Raw genomic sequence first — 17282 nt, 5'->3', positions numbered from 1 at the left:
GCACCGCGCCTCGGTCACAATGGACCTCGCACCGACCGACGGCGCCCGGCTGCCGGCCTGGAAGCCCGGCGCGCACATCGACCTGGTCCTGCCGTCCGGCCTGGTGCGGCAGTACTCCCTGTGCGGCGACCCGGCCGTCGCGGACCGCTACCGCGTCGCAGTCCTCCACGAACCGGACGGACGCGGTGGATCCGCCGAAGTCCACCGGCTCGCACCGGGCACCGCCCTCAAGATCCGCGGGCCCCGCAACCACTTCCCGCTGGTCGACGCACCCTCGTATCTCTTCGTCGCCGGCGGCATCGGGATCGCCCCGTTCGCGCCGATGATCGAGCACTTGGCGGCTCAGGGCCAGGACTGGCACCTCGTCCACCGCGGCCGGTCCCTGGCCGCGATGGCCTTCGCCGAGCACCTTGCCCGGTCCCACCCCCAGCGGGTGACGATCTCGCCGGCCGACAAGCAGCGGCGGCCCGACCTGGAGGCGATCCTGCGCGCGGCGCCCCCCGGGACCGCGGTCTACTGCTGCGGCCCGGAGGCGATGCTCGACGCGGTCGAGGCACTGATGCCCACCGCCTGCCCCCAGGGCCGGCTCCATGTGGAGCGGTTCACGGCGAGCCCTCGCGCCGGCGCGGCCCCCCGTGCACCGTTCGAGGCCGAACTGCGCAGGTCGGGCCAGGTGGTGCGGGTGCCGGCCGGCCAAAGCCTGCTGTCGGCGCTGCGGGACATCGATCCGAGCCTGGACTTCTCCTGCGAGAACGGGGTGTGTGGCAGCTGCGAGACCCGTGTGCTCGGCGGCGTCCCGGACCACCGCGACCACGTGCTGCAGCCCGACGAACGCGACCGTCACGACGTCATCTACCCATGCGTCTCTCGCGCGCGCGGCTCCCGGATCGTCCTCGACGTCTGAGCGACGGCGCTTGGGCGGGGTCTACGGCTCTGACCAGTGCAGATACCTGGCCCTTGGGTCTCTACGGGACGCTGTGGGCACTTTCAGCAGGGCCGGCGAGGTTGCGGTGCTCGCCCTCGGCACCAAGCATGGCCTCAGGGAACAGCGACAGAGCCCCTCGGAGGGGCACGCCCCGGGAAGACATGAGAGCCATGACGTTTCTCGCGGCCCGGTCCGCCGCCCGTCGACGGACGAAGTGCACTCGCCCGGCATGCGTGCGACCGGCATGAACGACGACGACCGGCCGCTGCGCTGTCTGGTCACCGGCGCCACCGGTTACCTGGGCGGCAGGCTGGTGCCGGAGCTGCTGGCGGCCGGGTACTCGGTGCGCTGCCTGGCCCGCTCCCCCGGCAAGCTGCGGGACCATCCGTGGGCGGGGCAGGCGGAGGTCGTGCGCGGGGACGTGATGGACGAGGCGTCCGTGCGCGCGGCCATGGAGGGAACGGACGTCGCGTATTACCTGGTGCACGCGCTGAACACCGGGCGGGGTTTCGAGGAGACCGACCGGCGCGCGGCCAGGATCTTCGGCGAGCAGGCGCGTGCTGCCGGTATCCGGCGGATCGTCTACCTCGGCGGGCTGAGCCCCTCCGGAGTGCCCGAGAACGCACTGTCACCCCATCTGCGCTCCCGCGCCGAAGTGGGCCGCATCCTCCTGGCCTCGGGCGTGCCGACCGCCGTACTGCGGGCCGCCGTGATCATCGGTTCGGGTTCGGCATCCTTCGAGATGCTGCGGTACCTGACCGAGCGGCTCCCCGTGATGGTGACCCCGAGCTGGGTGCGCACCCGCATCCAGCCGATCGCAGTCCGCGACGTGCTGCGCCTCCTCGTGGGGTGCGCGCGGCTGCCGTCCGACGTGAACCGAGCCTTCGACATCGGCGGGCCGGATGTCGTCACGTATCAGGAGATGATGCGGCGGTACGCCGCCATCGCGGAGCTGCCGAAGCGGGTCATCCTGCCCGTTCCGCTGCTCACCCCCCGGCTGTCCAGCCTCTGGGTCTCTCTGGTCACCCCGGTGCCGGGCGCTCTCGCGCGCCCCCTGGTCGAGTCACTGAAACACGAGGTGGTCTGCGCCGAGCGCGACATCGTCCGGTACGTGCCGGACCCGCCAGAGGGGCTGGTCACCCTCGACCGGGCGATCCGGCTGGCTCTGCGGCGCGTGCAGGACGCGGACGTGGCCACCAGGTGGTCCTCGGCATCGACTCCCCGGGCCCCCAGCGACTCGCTGCCGACCGACCCCGACTGGGCGGGCGGCAGCCTCTACACGGATGACCGCGAGCGTACGGTCGCGGCGTCGCCGCAGGCTCTGTGGCGGGTGGTGGAGGCGATCGGCGGCGAGAACGGCTGGTACTCCTCGCCGCTGGCCTGGTCCCTGCGCGGCTGGCTGGACACCCTGGTGGGCGGTGTCGGCCTGCGCCGGGGCCGCCGGGACGCGATCCGGCTGCGGGTCGGCGACAGCCTGGACTTCTGGCGGGTGGAGGAGATCGAGCCGGGCCGGCTGCTTCGGCTGCGCGCGGAGATGCGGCTGCCGGGCCTGGCCTGGCTGGAGATGGCCGTCGACCCGGATCCACGGGGGTGCGCGGTGTACCGGCAGCGGGCCCTGTTCCATCCGCACGGCCTGGCCGGGCACGTCTACTGGTGGGGCGTGGCCCCGTTCCACGCCGCGGTCTTCGGCGGCATGGCCCGCAATATCGCGGCCGCGGCCGAATCGGCCGCCCCTGAACCGGCCCGTAGCCGCTGAAGGGGATCGAGGAACCGTGCGCGTCTCGGTCGCCCTGTTCACCGCGGATCTGCGAGTGCACGACAACCCGGTCCTGCGGGCTGCTCTGAGGGACGCGGAACGCGTGGTCCCGCTCTTCGTCGTCGACACCGGCATCCGCCGCACCGGTTTCGCCGTGCCCAACCGGGCGGCGTTCCTGGCCGACAGCCTGGCCGACCTCGACGCGGCCCTGCGGCAGCGGGGCGGCCGGTTGGTGGTGCGGGTCGGTGACGTCGTCGAGGAGACCTGCCGGGTGGCCGCCGAGACCGGAGCCGACGCCGTGCACATCGCGGGCGGGGTGAGCCGTTACGCGGTACGGCGCGAGGACCGGCTGCGCGCGGCGCTGGCGGGCGACCGGCGCGAACTGCGCGTGCACGACGCCTCGTTGACGGCCGTACCGGCGGGGGCTTTGACGCCCTCGGGCGGCGGCAAGGACCACTTCGCGGTCTTCACCCCGTACTTCCGCCGCTGGGAGAGCTTCTCCGTGCGGGGCGTCCTGCGGGCGCCGGACACCGTACGGGTATCCGACGTGCGCTCCGCAGACCTGCCCCGGGCCGAGTCCCTCGCGGTGGGCTCCCCGTCGCCCGGTCTGCCCGCCGGAGGGGAATCCGAGGCGCGCCGCAGGCTGCGGTCATGGCTGTCCGGCCCGCTGTCCGCCTACGACGAGCGGCACAACGACCTGGCCGCCGACGCGACCTCGCGGCTCTCGCCGTATGTGCACTTCGGTTGTCTGTCCCCCACCGAACTGCTGCACCGGGCCCGCGCCCAGGACAACGCCGGGTCGCACGCCTTCGTCCGCCAGCTCGCCTGGCGGGACTTCCACCACCAGGTCCTGGCGGCCCGCCCTGAAGCGGCCGGCCAGGACTACCGTCCCCGGCACGACCGTTGGCGCCGCGCCCCGGGGGAGGTCGAGGCCTGGCAGGAGGGCCGTACGGGCTTTCCCGTAGTCGACGCGGGCATGCGGCAGCTGCGCCACGAGGGCTGGATGCCGAACCGGGTCCGCATGCTCGCGGCGAGCTTCCTGACCAAGACGCTGTACGTGGACTGGCGGGTGGGTGCCCGCCACTTCCTGGACCTGCTGGTCGACGGAGACGTCGCGAACAACCAGCTCAATTGGCAGTGGGTCGCCGGAACCGGCACGGACACCCGCCCGAACCGGCTGCTCAACCCCCTCGTCCAGGCGCGCCGTTTCGACCCCGCGGCGGAGTACGTACGCCGCTGGCTCCCGGAACTGAGGCACCTCGACGCCAGGACGGTCCACCGTCTCGCGCATCCCGGCGAAGCGGCCCGTGCGGGCGTGGACTACCCCGGCCCGATCGTGGACCTGGAGGCAGCCGCCACGAGATTCAGGGAGCAGCGAAGAGCCGGCTGACCGGACAGAAACAAGCCCCAGGCCGCTGACCTGGGGTTTCATCATGGAGCGGGTGACGAGAATCGAACTCGCGCTCTCGGCTTGGGAAGCGACGGCGCTTGAACGGGCATTATGGGTCCGACCTGCCCAGATGTCGTCCCTGTGGTCCGCCGAGCGCGCGGCGAACCTGCCGACCGACGACAGGCGGGCCGCCCACGCCGACTTCACCACCGGCCTGGCGGCCAACCTCCGCCTGGCCGAGGCGCTGCGCCCCCTCGCCGACCGGCACGGCGCCACCGTCGCCGAGGTCGCCATCGCCTGGGCCCTCGCCTGGCTGGGCGTCACCGGCGCCATCGTCGGCGCCCGCAAGCCCCACCAGGTCGACGGCTGGATCGGCGCCGGGGCCGTGCGGCTGACGCGTGCCGACCTCGACGAGATCGCCGCCGCGATCTCCGACAGCGGTGCGGGCACCGGCCCTGCCCGCCCGGAGCCGTCGCTCTCCGAGCGCGGAGAAACGGGACCCAAGGAGTCCACTCGTCTTCGGACTGGTCCTGGACCTTGTCCTGGCCGAGCCCGTGACGGTGCGAACGCTGGTGGCGGCTCCCGCCGGGTGACGCCGCCGACAGCGGCCGGGATGTCCGGCGTCACGGCGATCGAAGCAAGAAGAGGCGTACGTCTACCTCGGCAACCTTCGTTCGAGCGCCGGTACGACGTCTGCCCCAGCCGCTCTGTCTGCTCGGTGACTCGTCACTCCGAGCCGTAGTACAGCCGGAGGAACTCCTCCATTGCCGAGTCGACGCCGGCGCGGTCACCGGTGGCGAGCAGGTCGAGCAGCAGGCCGCGGACGGTGGCGAGTCCCAGCCTGGCCCGGTTCCGGGCCGCGGCGGGCTCCGTCCCCGCGCCGACTTCAGCGGCCACGAGCGGCTCCAGCCAGTCCGTCACAAACCCTTCGAGGGCCTGGACGGCCTCGGGGCGGCCGCGCAGCGCGTGCCCGCAGATTTCGAAGAAGAGCCGCTCCTGACCGGCCAGCCGAGGGTCCGTCAGTCGCTGCCACAGCAGCCGCGCGACATCGGCGGGCGAGAGACCGGGCTCCAGGCGGAGCCGGGACAGCACATCGCGCTGGCGGCGCTCCGACGTCCGGACGATCTCGACGAGCAACTGTTCCTTGGAGCCGAAGTAGTGGATCAGCATGCGGTGACTGACGCCGATCGCGGCGCCCAGGCCGCGCAGGCTCAGGTCCGCGATGCCGTGTGCCGCGACGTGGTCGACAGCCGCGTCCACCAGTTGTGCGCGCCGACCCTCGTGCGCGCCTTGCTCGGCCTCGCCCTCGGAATGCGAGTCATCGATGTCCACCACGTCACGACTGTACCAATTGGTACATGCCGCATGTACCGTGTGGTACATGAAGTCTGTCACCGTGTCGATCGATGTACCTCAGACGCCCGAGCAGGTCTACGGCTTCCTCGACGTCATGGCTCACCACGAGCGGTTCACCGACCACTACCTGACCGGCTGGCGCTACGGTGGCCCCGCCCGGGGCATCGGATCATGTGCCACGGTCACCGCCGCGCTGGGCGGCACGAAGACCGATGTCACCATCGAGGTCGTCGAGGCCGACGCGCCGCGGCGTATCGTCGAACAGAACGTCAGCGCGGCCGGTCGGCGACTGGCCCACGGCACCTACGCCATCGAACCGCTGCAAACCGGTGGGAGCCACATCTCGTTCACGTACACATGGGTGCGCGCCCCTCTCGCCGACCGGCTGCTGGCTCCTGTCGTGCGGACCACGATGCGGCACGCCAACCGCACGGTCATGCGACGCCTGGCCACCGAGTTGGCTCGCCACGTGTCCGCCGCCGGCTCCTGACGGCGGTTCATGTGCACGGCCCGGCCGACCGAGACCGTGGCGGCTCCGGCGCAGCACCATGGTGGCGGAAGTGGCGGAAGGCGCGAGAGAGCGTCGGCATGTTGAGCGTCCTCGTCGTCGCGAGCGGCTGAACCGAGTCCGGTCCAGGGCCGGAGTGCGTGGACCCACAACTCACAGTGGGACTACCTGCGGCTGATCCTGCTCATCCAACCCTTCATGCGTGGCTCGGCGACAGGTGCCTCCTGTGTGGCCACCAGCTCCGCGACGGAGATTCGGAAATGGCTCGAAAGGGTGGAGGGGTGATCGGAGTGCTCGTACCAGACCGACCATGTCAGCTCTACCAGCCAACTGGTCTCCGAGGTCTGGAACACAGTCCGACCATACTTCTCGGCATCAGACCTCCCCGGCACGAGGGAAAGGCTCATCTCCCGAGCCTGGGAGAGGGCTTCCTCCCTTCCTCCTTCGACATGCACCTTGTCCGTCAGATCCCACGTCCCGTCACCGCCGTGAGACTCGTTGGCCTCCACCAACACGTACCACTGACCGGCCGATCCACTACTCAAGCCTCTCGCCCCCTGGTATGCCAGATGATCGGCAACGACAGGCCGCTACCGCGAACAACGCAGATCCACTGGTCGCCCTCGGCTCCAAGATCGCATCCTTGTGCCTCAACACGCCACCGAGAAGACAGGACCTAGTAGTGCTTCGTTACCTTGGGTGATCTCGCCTGGTGGGGGGGCATCCTCTCCGGTGTGAGGTCGGGGGAGGTGGAACGGCTCTGCCGGTGCGGCGGATCGCCGAGCGGCTGTCCGAGGTGATCACTCCTGAGGTGTGGGTGATCGACGATGTGTCGTTCCCCAAGTGCGGCAAGGCGTCGGCCGGGGTTGCCCGCCAGTACTGCGGGGCGGTCGGGAAACGGGCGAACTGCCAGGTCGCGGTCAGTGTCCATGCCGCCACCGACACTGCCTCGTGTCCGTTGGACTGGCAGCTGTATCTGCCGCGTGAGTGGACGGACGAGCCGGACCGGTGCCGCAGGGCAGGAGTGCCGGACGGCATCGTCCACCAGGAGAAGTGGCGTCTCACGCTCGGCCTGCTGGAGTCGCTCGCCGCCGCTGCCCACGCTGAGCCTCGCCGCACGTGGCCCGATGGAAGTGCGCACTCCACGAGTGGAGACCCTGGGCGCTCGTGAGGGTCGGATCGCACCGCTGCTGACCGTGGTTGTCCGTTCTTACGGGCACGCTGTGGGCACGCCGTCGGCTCGGAAGCGCGTGGAGCTCCTCTCGGCGGCTGAGAAGCTGATCCCCGGAAGGGAGCGCCGGCCGGAAGGGCGCCATCGCGGGAGCACGCGGCGAGGGCTCAGCGACGGCCGAACAACGCGGATGGCTCGAGGCGGACTCACCTGCTGACGGCGTGGGGCTCGCGCCCGGCCATAGGTGTCCCGAGGGCACCGTCACCACCCGCCTGGTCAGCTCCGTCGGGGTATCCATACGCGCATGGAGCCGTCGCCGCGGTTCGCCCAGGCGTAATACGGCACGGCGGTCAGCTCGACGGCCTGGTCGGCGAGTGGGGTGTGGGCGGCATCCGCGGGATACGGCCACCAACCGGTCTTGTCCGGCACGAGATGCCGACCGGCGGCGGCGATGGTGACGACGCCGTCGAGCAGGTCGGGGCGTTCGCGCACGGTGGGTGCCGTCGAGGAGTCGAGGACGACGCCGTCGAGGTTCCCGGCGTTGTCGGCTTCCTCCAGGCAGTACACCAGCGGCCCGCGCTCCAGCGCCACGCATCCGCGCACGGCATCGACGTACGGGTGCGGGTGGGTCAGGCGCACCGGCAGGTGGAGTTCGAGCCGGATGGTGTCTCCCGGCCGGAAGGCCCGGGTGATGCGCAGCCAGCCGCGGTCCGGTTGCTCTTGCCCGGGTGTTCCGTTCACGGCCAGCCGGAATTGTGTGCACCATGCGGGAAGCCGGAGGGAGAGGGTGCGCTCGTCGGCAGGAGCGTCCTCGACGGTCACGGTCACCGTGCCGTGCCACGGGTACTCGGTCGCCACGCGGACCGCGAAGCCGCCGCCCGCGTACTCGCCGGTGGCGTACTGGTGCAGGTGCAGACCGCTGTCGTCGACGCTCGCGAAATAGTGCGGGAGGCCGGCCAGCAGGCGCATCGCGTTGGGCGGGCAGCAGGCACAGCGGAACCAGGGCGTGCGCTGCGAGGTCTGGTCGCCTGGGCGCTCGTGCGAACCGGCTCGCCGCTGCAGCGGATTGACGTACAGCCAGGTACGCCCGTCCAGTCCCACGCCACCCAGGAAGCCGTTGTACAGCGTGCGTTCGATGAGGTCGGAGTAGCGGGCCTCGCCGGTGAGCAGCGCCATCCGCCAGCTGAAGTGGACCGAGGCGATGGCGGCGCAGGTCTCGGTGTACGCGCGGTCGGAGGGGAGCTCGTAGGCGTCCCCGAAGGACTCCCAGTCGTGCCGCGAGCCCATCCCTCCCGTGAGGTACGTCTTCGTGGAGACGGCGTCCGTCCACAGTCGCTCCAGCGCCTGCCGGAGCTCGACGTCGCCCGTCTCGGTCGCCAGGTCGGCGGCTCCCGCGAGGAGGTAGAGCTGGCGCACGGCATGCCCGGTCACCTCCTGGGCCTCGCGGATCGGGGTGTGGTCCTGCCAGTACTCGGGCCCCGGGTCCCGGTCGTGGCCCCGGTCGGCACCCGAAGCCAGAACGCCGTGCCCGCGCCGTTCCAGGAAGTAGCGGGCCAGCTCCAGGTACCGCTTGTCGTCGGTGGTGCGGTAGAGCTCGATCAGCGCCGTCTCCACCTCGGGATGGCCGCACACCCCGTCCACCTGCTTGCCGGGCCCGAAGACGGACTCGATGTGGTCCGCGAGCCTGCCCGCCACGTCCAGCAGCTCGCGGCTTCCCGTGGCCCGGTGATGGGCCACCGCCGCCTGCATCAGGTGGCCGGCGCAGTACAGCTCGTGGCCCCAGCCGAGTTCGGTCCACGGCTCGCCGCCGCCGAGCTGGTAATACGTCTGCAGATAGCCGTTTTCCGTCTGGGCGACGGCAATGAGCCGGACCATCCGTGCGACGTCGTCGGCGAGGCCGGGGTCCGGTGTGTCGGCCAGCTGCCAGCAGGCCGCTTCCAGCCACTTGTAGACGTCGGAATCCTGGAACTGGAAGTCCCCCGAGAACGCCGGTGCCATACCTGCGTTCGCGGCTGCTCGCAGGTTGGCGAGATTCCCGGAGTCCTCCAGCCGCTGTGGACCTTCCGGGAGCGACACTTCGGCGTTGATCCGGCGACGCTTCGCCCAGAAGCCGTCCGTGATGCGTGCGACGGAGGCGGGACGGTGGATCGCGGCCGAGTTCGCGCCAGGGTGGACCGGTCCGATGGGTGGCGTGGGCAGCTGAGCCTCCGGAAAGCAAGAAGGTAGAAAGCGATTACTGCAACGGTAGGGCGACTTCGCGCACCGAGGCAAGAGGGGTGGCGGGCCCACCGGATTCCCCGCCTCGGGCTATGAATCGGCCCCTGGGGAGGGTGGAGGCTCATCGCGGGGCGGTGGGCGAGTGAAAGTTTCAGGCATGTCCGGAGGCTTCCCCTCCGCTCCTTCTGTGCGTACCTTCCGGCCAAGTTGTGAAAGCGTTTACTGCTCGGTGGGGTTCGGTGAACTGCTTTCCGGGTTGGAGGAGAGCGATGACGTCGTCAGCACACGGCAGGCCCTCGGCGGGCGTGCGAGGGAGACCGCGCCCCGGCCCGGGGCGGTACATGCGAAGAATGGTGGCGCTGCTGTGCGCCGTACCTCTGGTCATGGGGCTGAGCCCGGCATCGGTCGCGGCAGCCGCGGGGGACGGTGCCGCGGGCGACCGGCTCGACGTGGTGACGTTCGGCGACACCGCCTCGGAGAAGGAGCACCACTTCACCGGGACGTCCACGACCGTCGTGGACGGCGCCGACGGGCAGAAGGCGCGGGTGGCGCAGCCGCTGTCGCCACCCGACAGCCACCTGGGCGACCTGGTCTTCACGGCCGCGGTCGATCCCGCCCGGCAGAACTACCTCAGCCTGAAGCTCTGGGGCGAGGACGCGTCGCCGTACTCGACCGTCGTGTACGTGAACGGCGAGCAGGCCAACTACCGCACCAACGGTGACTACGAGCCCATCAGTGCCGGCACCGGGAAGGCGCTGGAAGGCCGGTTCTTCTTCGCCACCACGATGCTGCCGCTCGCCTCGACCCAGGGGCACGACAAGGTCGAGATCATCGTCCGCACCTTCTCGGGCCTGACGGACACCGCGAAGGACGAGTCCCGCCGCTACTACCAGGCGATCACCCACACCAGCCCGAAGATCTCCCCGGCCGACGGTGACGCCACGGGCTACGAGGCCGGCACCAAAGCCGCCCCCGCGCTCTCCGCGGCGGAGGAGCAGAAGCGGATCGACAGCTTCCGAACCACCCAGATCGAGCTGTTCGACAAACTGTCCGCGCAGTCCGACGCGAGCGACACCTCCGCCATGTCCATCGTCCGTTACAAGGACGACCTGCGCTTCTACGCCGAGACCCTGCTGACGGACTGGTCACCGGCGCGGACCGACGCGGAGAAGCGTGCCGCGCTGGAGCGGATCTTCAAGTCCATCGACAACCACACCAGGAACTACTACGGCAACGTCAGAAGCCTGGGCAACGGCGGCCACCAGTCCGACTGGGGCGGCTACTACGGCGCTCTCGGCGAGGCCCTCTACATCGTCGAGAACCTGATCGCCGACGACGACGTCTACGGCAAGGAGAAGTTCGCCGACTTCCTCGACCAGCCCTTCGAGACCGGCACCACCGACGGCGAGAACACCATCGCCGGCGTGGACTTCAAGGGCGGCGAGCTGACCCGCGGCGAGGCATGGGAGCGCGTACTCAAAGCCAACTTCGACTTCGCCCGCTCCCGGCTGTCGTACATCTACAACCAGGTGATGTACACCTACGAGGGCGCCTGGAAGGCCCATGAGGGCCTGCGCGTCATCGGCTCCGGGTTCTACGAGGGCAAGGAGCGCAGCCACGCCATCGCCGGCGAGGCGCTGGGCTTCCGCCCGTTCCTCGGCGAGGAGGTCCTCGTCGGCCCCGACAGCGGGCAACTGGACCTCTACCACTCGCTCTTCCGGCACGACCGCAACGCCGTCTTCACCGACGACTACCTCCAGATCGTCATGAAGGGCCTGGCCAGGAGCAAGCTCGACGCCGACGGTGAGGTGGTGCGCCGGCTGCCGTACGGCACGCACTACACCGGTGTCACCGCCGCCGGTCTGACCCGGGAGAACGGCTACGTCGGCAGTTACGGCGAATCCACCAACTACCTGCCCTCATGGTTCTTCCGCACCCTCGACCACAAGGGCGACGAGAAGCTCAACGACGAGATCCTCAAGCTCGCCCTGCGCAACCTCCACGCCCGCGGCCAGACCCGCTACCAGGGCACGGACGCCGACGGCAACCGCATCATGTACATGCAGCAGGTGATCGACGACCGCAACAACGCCTACCCCGGCAAGATCGCCTACGGCACGGACACCGGCGGCGGCCGCGGCCTGCTGTACGCCTCGCTGGAGCAGTACATGGCCGACAACGCGGCCGCGTACGCGAGCGAGGAGTGGGCGCCGTACTGGCGCTACGCCCGTGAGGCCGTCGGATACAGCCAGCAGCAACTGGCCGACAACCAGTACTTCCCGTACTTCGACCGTGTCCTGGCGAACCACAGGTACGACCTGCGGCTGCCGCGCACCTACGCCTACCTCACCAAGGACCGCGGCTCCTACGAGCGGTTCAAGCAGACCGGTGCGGGCGTCGTCCTGCCGCACACCGACCTCGACCGGTACACCGACGAGGAACTGACCGGCCTCGGCATCGACCGCGACAAGCAGGACCGGACGTTCGCCTGGGTGGACATCGACAACCTCCTGGTGTCGGTCCGCGACGGGGACACCCACCTGTTCGGCAACCTCGTCGAACGCGCCAGGGGGTACCTGGGCAACGGGCGGCTGCACGCGCAGTACGACGACCACGAGCAGCTGGTCCAGCTGCAGACCCAGGGCGTTTTCCGGTCCGAGGAGTACTACCTGCGCGCCGCCTCGGGCGAACACCCGATGTTCTTCGACCGCTTCACCGAACCGGACCGTCCGCTGGCGATGGCCGGCGAGCTGATCCCGGTCACCCACCAGCCGGGCGTCGGCACCGTCGAGCGCGACAACTGGCGCCAGGACACCCCGTACTCGGGCTACCCGGACCTGCTCACCAGCCGGTACGGCCAGTACTTCATGGCGATCAACACCACCCGCGAGGCGTACGAGAACGCGCGCCTGTTCAAGGTGAAGCTGCCGGCGGGCTTCTCCGGAAGCAAGGTCCGCGACCTGGTCTCCGGCAAGGACCGGTCCGTCTCCGACGCGCGCACGGTGGAGGTGCCCCCGTTCAGCGCCGTGGTGCTCGACCTCGGCACCGACAAGGCCGCGCCGGAGGTGCCCTCGGCGGTCGACGTCGCGGTGGCCACGCCCGGTTCGCAGGCGGTCGGCCTGACCTGGGCGCGTGCCGCGGGGGCGACCTCGTACACCATCGAGCGGGCGACCTCCGCGAGCGGCCCGTACGAGACGGTGAAGAAGGGAGTGAAGGGCGTCAGCCACATCGACGAGGTGCCCTTGTCGAGCGGCGCGGCGGGCACCTTCCACTACCGGGTCGTCCCCGTCAACGACCAGGGCGAGGGCCGGCCGTCCAACCCGGTGCAGGCCGAGGTCACCCCGGGTACCACGGCGGCACTGCGGGACGGCGCCTGGCGGGACGACACCATCGGCGACGCCGACGGCGCAGCCGTCTCGGTGAGCGGTGACACGATCACCGTGAAGGGCGCGGCCGGGGACGGCTTCGGCGGCGGCGACGACACCGTGCACACCGACCGGTTCCACCCGGACGCCTACACCCAGGTGAGCAGGCTGGTCCAGGGCGGTACGGCGGTCTCGGCGAAGCTCTCCGACACCCGGGCGGGCGACGGCGCGGTGCGGGGCGTGATCCTGCGCGACACCACCGACAAGGTCGGCCGCTACGTCTACCTGGGCGCGGACGCCGAGGGCGCGCTGTCGCTGCGCCACCGCAGCCTCGACACCCGCTCGGACATCGGCACCGGCAACCCCGGAAGCACCGGCGCCGGCGGCATCACCCGCAGCCCGTTCACCGAGCAGTTGAAGGGCTACACCGTCGCGGAGTACCCGTACGTCAAGCTGATCCGGCTGCCCCGGTCGGACCGGGTGCTGGCCATGGTCTCTCCGGACGGGGTGCACTGGAAGAAGGCCGGTGAGGCGTCGGTGCCGATGGTGGACGTGGTCCACGCCGGTGTCGCCGCGGACCGGGCCGGTACGTTCACCCAGGTCGCCACCGAGGCGCTGGCCGACGACACGGTCATCGCCGACGGCACCTTCGGCGAGCGGTCGGGCACGGTCACCTGGACCAAGCCGAAGGCGGCCGTCGCCTTCGACCTGTACCGCACCTCCGACCCCGAGACCGCGGCCACCGACCCGCGCGAGGGCGGTGAAGGCTGGACGAAGCTGCTGGACGACGAGTACGCCCAGTCCTTCAAGGACGCCGTCTACGGCGGTCAGGCCTACTACAAGGTCGTCGCGCGCACCGTCGACGGCACCACCTCGGTCACCGCCGAACCGGCAGTGATCACGGGTGAGTCGCTCGCCTCGGTCCTGCAACAGGCCCGTGCGCTGTCCGCCGAGGACTACACGGTGCGCAGCTTCGCCCGGTTCACGGGTGTGGTCGACGCCGTGGAGGAGGACAGCAAGCAGCCGGACGCCGACGAGTCCGCGCTGGTCAAGCGGGTGTACGACGCCTACGACCTGCTGGTGGCCGTCCACCACCACAGCTTCGAGGCGTCCGAGCCGGACGTCTGGCAGCAGGCGGGCAGTGGCCCGTACACGCTGGCCGTCGAGGAGGACTACGGGCGCACCGGTGACCGGTCCCTGTCCTTCACCAGCACCGACACCACCGGCAACGCGGCCTACAACCAGCAGTTCAACAGCCTCAAGCAGGGCACCTCGCCGTTCACCGCCCAGCCGGGCCGGGCGTACGCGGTGTCCTTCTGGTACCAGCTGAAGGACTATGTGCCGGGCCGCAACGTGGGCGCGTACTCCTTCGTCTCCTCGCGCAGCGCGGGCAACCGGGTCGGTACCGAGCAGCGCAGCTGGCTGCCCGCGGGCGACACCCCGGCCGGGGAGTGGAAGTACTTCGAGCGCCTCTACACGATCGTGGACGATCCCGCGGTCGACAACATCGCGATCGAGCTCGGCTTCCGTGGCTCGTCCGGCACGTTCCGCGTCGACGACGTGAGAGTGGAGGTGGTCGACTGACGCACTGACGCTCCCCGCACACCGAGCCGAGCCCCGGACCGCACCACGGCCCGGGGCTCGGCTCGTGCAGAGAACGCAGCGGACAGCAGTCCGTTCACAAGGGGCTGGGGTGGTGCATGGAGTCGGCGATGGCCGCGCGACTGTTCGTCGTGTCGCCGTCATCGAGAGGGTCACTGGAAGCCACGTCTCGTGCAGCTGCGGCCTCACCGGGGCGCGAGCAGTCGGCGACGCCTCCGCCTCGTAGACCGTCGCTGGGATGCCGTGCACGTGGAGGACGCGGGCGAGCGTCAGTCCTCCACCCCCCGCGCTGGAAACGATGTTCCAGTGACGGCCTCGTCCGTGCCGGGCACGCTCCGGGTTCAGGGGTGGATCACCAGGGCATCTCACCGTGGCGGTCGCGGAAGGTTCCGGTCGGTCCGTCCGCCCCGATGGTCGCGAGCTCGACGATCGCGTCGGTGCCCTCGGTCACGGTCTGCGGGCCGCTGTGCCCGTTGAAGTCGGTCGCGGTGTAGCCCGGGTCGGCCGCGTTCACCTTCACGTCCGGCCAGGACTTCGCGTACTGCGTGGTCAGCATGGTCACGGCAGCTTTCGACGCCGTGTAGAGCGGCGCGAGGTTCCTCGACTCGACGCGCTCGGCGTCGTGGGTGGCCGCGAACGACCCCATGCCGCTCGACACATTGACGATGACCGGGTTCGCGGACTTGCGCAGCATCGGCAGGAACGCGTGCGTCACCCGGACGATCCCGACGACATTGACCTCGAACACCTCGCCGGCGTCAGCGGCCGTGATCTGGTCGGCGGGGCTGTGTGTCCCGAAGACACCGGCGTTGTTGATCAGGACGTCGATGCCGCCCTCGCGAGCCCCGACATCGGCGACGGCCGCGGCCACCGACGCGTCGTCCGTCACATCGATCTGGACGAAACGGGCACCAAGCGCGTCGGCGGCCGCCTGGCCGCGCTCTGGATCACGAGCACCGACGATGACGGTGTGGCCGGCCTCGATCAAGCGGCGGGCGGTCTCGTACCCGAGGGACTTGTTGGCTCCCGTGATGAATGTTGTTGTCATGCGTCCACTCTCGGCCCGTGCCGAGGGGACAACCAGTGCCCCCTGCGACGGTAGGACAGCCAGTACCAGGCACGACGCCCGCACGGCGGACACAATGGTCGAGTGGACGAGACCCTGGGCACGGCCATGCGCCGCTGGCGCGACCGTCTTTCCCCCGCCGACGTCGGACTGACCTCCCGGCCCGGACGACGCGCGGTGGGGCTGCGACGCGAGGAACTGGCAGAACTCGCGGGACTGTCGGTCGACTACGTGGTGCGCCTGGAGCAGGGCCGCGCCACCAGCCCTTCGGCACAGGTCGTCGCGAGCCTGACCAGGGCACTGCAGCTGCAGCCCATGGAGCGCGATCACGCCTACCGGCTGGCCGGCCTCCTTCCTCCCCAGGAGGGAACGGTCTCCACGTATGTTCCGGCCGGGGTCCAACGGATGCTGGCCCGCCTCGGGGAGTTCCCCGTGGGCGTGTTCAGCGCCGACTGGACGTTGCTGTCCTGGACCCCCGCATGGTCAGTACTGATGGGCGACCCCAGCGCACGGACGCACGACGAGCGCAACCTGGCGCGGGCGGTCTTCGCCACAGGGCCCAGCCCGCTCGCGTCCTGGCCCGTGCTCCAGGACGACAACGCCCTGAAACCCGCCCTCGTCGCCGACCTGCGCACAGCCCTCGTCGACTACCCCCGCGACCGCGGCCTGACCGACCTCGTCGCGGAACTGCGGTCCACCAGCGCGGAGTTCGCCCGGCTGTGGGACGAGGGCACGGTCGGCCCGCACGTCTCGGCCCGCAAGACCGTCGTCCACCCCCAGGTGGGTGAGGTGATCTGCGACTGCGACGTGCTCACCGTCCCAGGCTGCGACATCCGACTCGTCGTCTACACAGTGGCCGCGGGATCCGCCGACGCGGAAAAGCTGGAGTTCCTGCGGGTCACCAACGGCGTCCGCGCTGACGGCCCCTCGCCTCCGGGACCCGGCCTGTTCTCCACGCCGTAACTGATGACCAGGACGAACACGATTCCCACGGTGTAGCAGCCTTCTCTCTGACGTTCCCTGCACGGTCACGGGGCGGCCACACGCCGTGCGGGCCGGGGCGGTGTCCCGCGCTCCCCGGCCCGCCCCGCGAACCCCAGGACTCGTCAGTCCGTGATGACGGCGTCGCGGTGGATCCACTCGGGGTTGTGGGCCGCCTTGTACAGGAAGTCGGCGACGTCCGCGCGGCTGATCGTCGGGTTGCCCTTCATCGGGAGACGCTCGCCGACGCGGTAGGTGCCCTTGGCGGGACCCTTGGTCAGCATGGTCGGGTAGACGAGAGTCCAGTCCAGGCCGCTGGAGCGGATCTCCTTCTCGGAGACCTCCTTGTTCGCGTAGATGTTCCGCAGGAGGGTGCGGTACATGGCCTTCTGCGCGGGGCTCGCCGACCGGTAGGTGTCACCCACTCCGAAGGAGGACAGCCAGACCAGGCGGGACACGCCTTTCTCCTTGGCGGCGCCGATCACGGCGGCCGCGGCACGGGTGAACAGGTCGTCGGCGCGCACGGATGTGCTCCTGCCGAGAGCCGAGATGACGACGTCCTGCCCGGTCATGGCCTTCGCGACATCGTGGTGCGAGGTGGCGTCGCCGGCGACTATGTCGACCTGGCCTGCCAGATCGTCCAGCGCCTCCGGCCTGCGGGCCAGGACTGTGACCGTGTCGCCGCCCTCGATGGCCAGGTCGACCACGTGGCGACCGGTGGGGCCGGTCGCACCGAGGATCAAGAGCTTCATGGAATGTGCATCCTTCGTCTGGAAAGTGGGGTGAGCAGCCGGTCCTCAGGCGAGGTCGGCCAGGTCTTCCTCGGTGAGGGTGATCGTGGCGGCGGCCATGTTCTCCTCCAGGTGGAGAAGGGAGCCCGTGCCCGGGATGGCCGCTCGTCGTCGAGGCCCCGACCGCCCCCATGGGAAGGAACGGCACGAAGGC

At 70.3% G+C, this 17282-nt stretch carries 12 protein-coding genes and 1 pseudogene; 8 read left to right on the top strand and 5 right to left on the bottom strand.

The window, feature by feature from the left end; all coding sequences use genetic code 11:
* Nucleotides 1–19: 19 nt before the first annotated feature.
* From ACFZDA_RS25705 to ACFZDA_RS25690, 4 genes are all read left to right on the top strand, one after another.
* Nucleotides 20–904, top strand: a complete 885-nt coding sequence (locus tag ACFZDA_RS25705; RefSeq protein WP_391085864.1) for a 2Fe-2S iron-sulfur cluster-binding protein — start codon at nucleotides 20–22, stop codon at nucleotides 902–904.
* Nucleotides 905–1154: 250 nt separating this feature from the next.
* The gene (locus ACFZDA_RS25700; protein ID WP_391085862.1) at nucleotides 1155–2681 is read left to right on the top strand and encodes a DUF2867 domain-containing protein; all 1527 of its coding nucleotides are present in this window, start codon (nucleotides 1155–1157) and stop codon (nucleotides 2679–2681) included.
* A gap of 16 nt (nucleotides 2682–2697) precedes the next feature.
* A complete protein-coding gene (locus ACFZDA_RS25695; protein WP_391085860.1) occupies nucleotides 2698–4071 on the top strand; it encodes an FAD-binding domain-containing protein in 1374 nt (457 codons plus the stop codon).
* Nucleotides 4072–4201: 130 nt separating this feature from the next.
* Nucleotides 4202–4813 carry an aldo/keto reductase gene (locus tag ACFZDA_RS25690; RefSeq protein WP_391085858.1) on the top strand — a complete coding sequence of 204 codons (612 nt, stop codon included), beginning with the start codon at nucleotides 4202–4204 and terminating at the stop codon, nucleotides 4811–4813.
* On the opposite strand, the gene ACFZDA_RS25685 is transcribed toward ACFZDA_RS25690, so the two are convergent.
* Nucleotides 4798–5406 carry a TetR family transcriptional regulator gene (locus tag ACFZDA_RS25685; RefSeq protein ID WP_391085856.1) on the bottom strand — a complete coding sequence of 203 codons (609 nt, stop codon included), beginning with the start codon at nucleotides 5404–5406 and terminating at the stop codon, nucleotides 4798–4800. The two genes, ACFZDA_RS25690 and ACFZDA_RS25685, sit on opposite strands and share 16 nt — an antisense overlap.
* Nucleotides 5407–5452: 46 nt before the next feature.
* On the opposite strand from ACFZDA_RS25685, the gene ACFZDA_RS25680 reads away from it, so the two are divergent.
* The gene (locus ACFZDA_RS25680; RefSeq protein WP_391085854.1) at nucleotides 5453–5917 is read left to right on the top strand and encodes an SRPBCC family protein; all 465 of its coding nucleotides are present in this window, start codon (nucleotides 5453–5455) and stop codon (nucleotides 5915–5917) included.
* A gap of 182 nt (nucleotides 5918–6099) precedes the next feature.
* Here the strand turns inward: ACFZDA_RS25680 and ACFZDA_RS25675 are convergent, their stop codons facing one another.
* On the bottom strand, nucleotides 6100–6444 hold the full coding sequence (locus tag ACFZDA_RS25675; protein WP_391085852.1) for a hypothetical protein: 345 nt from the start codon (nucleotides 6442–6444) through the stop codon (nucleotides 6100–6102).
* A gap of 260 nt (nucleotides 6445–6704) precedes the next feature.
* On the opposite strand from ACFZDA_RS25675, the pseudogene ACFZDA_RS25670 reads away from it, so the two are divergent.
* Nucleotides 6705–7025 (top strand): annotated as a pseudogene (locus ACFZDA_RS25670) (transposase); the annotation flags it as partial.
* A gap of 357 nt (nucleotides 7026–7382) precedes the next feature.
* Here the strand turns inward: ACFZDA_RS25670 and ACFZDA_RS25665 are convergent.
* Nucleotides 7383–9305 carry a beta-L-arabinofuranosidase domain-containing protein gene (locus ACFZDA_RS25665; protein ID WP_391086492.1) on the bottom strand — a complete coding sequence of 641 codons (1923 nt, stop codon included), beginning with the start codon at nucleotides 9303–9305 and terminating at the stop codon, nucleotides 7383–7385.
* A gap of 359 nt (nucleotides 9306–9664) precedes the next feature.
* Here ACFZDA_RS25665 and ACFZDA_RS25660 point away from each other — a divergent pair, with 359 nt between their 5' ends.
* Nucleotides 9665–14272, top strand: a complete 4608-nt coding sequence (locus tag ACFZDA_RS25660) for a Tat pathway signal protein (protein ID WP_391085850.1) — start codon at nucleotides 9665–9667, stop codon at nucleotides 14270–14272.
* Nucleotides 14273–14642: 370 nt separating this feature from the next.
* Here ACFZDA_RS25660 and ACFZDA_RS25655 read toward each other — a convergent pair whose 3' ends face one another.
* A complete protein-coding gene (locus ACFZDA_RS25655; protein WP_391085848.1) occupies nucleotides 14643–15338 on the bottom strand; it encodes an SDR family NAD(P)-dependent oxidoreductase in 696 nt (231 codons plus the stop codon).
* Between the two features lie 102 nt (nucleotides 15339–15440).
* Here ACFZDA_RS25655 and ACFZDA_RS25650 point away from each other — a divergent pair, with 102 nt between their 5' ends.
* Entirely contained in the window at nucleotides 15441–16319 is an 879-nt protein-coding gene (locus ACFZDA_RS25650) for a helix-turn-helix domain-containing protein (protein ID WP_391085846.1), read from the top strand.
* A 143-nt stretch (nucleotides 16320–16462) separates the two neighbouring features.
* Here the strand turns inward: ACFZDA_RS25650 and ACFZDA_RS25645 are convergent, their stop codons facing one another.
* Nucleotides 16463–17089, bottom strand: a complete 627-nt coding sequence (locus ACFZDA_RS25645; RefSeq protein ID WP_391085844.1) for an NAD(P)H-binding protein — start codon at nucleotides 17087–17089, stop codon at nucleotides 16463–16465.
* Nucleotides 17090–17282 lie beyond the last annotated feature (193 nt).

Source organism: Streptomyces sp. NPDC007991, assembly GCF_042958445.1.
Taxonomy (GTDB): domain Bacteria; phylum Actinomycetota; class Actinomycetes; order Streptomycetales; family Streptomycetaceae; genus Streptomyces.
Note: the sequence above shows the minus strand (reverse complement) of the source record. Positions and strands in the feature narration are given on the sequence as shown.

What these genes read in the sequence shown, in the direction of transcription:
- ACFZDA_RS25705 (WP_391085864.1), top strand. Translation starts at nt 20, where the DNA reads ATGGACCTCGCACCGACCGACGGCGCCCGGCTGCCGGCCTGGAAGCCC.
- ACFZDA_RS25700 (WP_391085862.1), top strand. Translation starts at nt 1,155, where the DNA reads ATGCGTGCGACCGGCATGAACGACGACGACCGGCCGCTGCGCTGTCTG.
- ACFZDA_RS25690 (WP_391085858.1), top strand. Translation starts at nt 4,202, where the DNA reads ATGTCGTCCCTGTGGTCCGCCGAGCGCGCGGCGAACCTGCCGACCGAC.
- ACFZDA_RS25680 (WP_391085854.1), top strand. Translation starts at nt 5,453, where the DNA reads ATGAAGTCTGTCACCGTGTCGATCGATGTACCTCAGACGCCCGAGCAG.
- ACFZDA_RS25660 (WP_391085850.1), top strand. Translation starts at nt 9,665, where the DNA reads ATGCGAAGAATGGTGGCGCTGCTGTGCGCCGTACCTCTGGTCATGGGG.
- ACFZDA_RS25655 (WP_391085848.1), bottom strand. Translation starts at nt 15,338, where the DNA reads ATGACAACAACATTCATCACGGGAGCCAACAAGTCCCTCGGGTACGAG.
- ACFZDA_RS25645 (WP_391085844.1), bottom strand. Translation starts at nt 17,089, where the DNA reads ATGAAGCTCTTGATCCTCGGTGCGACCGGCCCCACCGGTCGCCACGTG.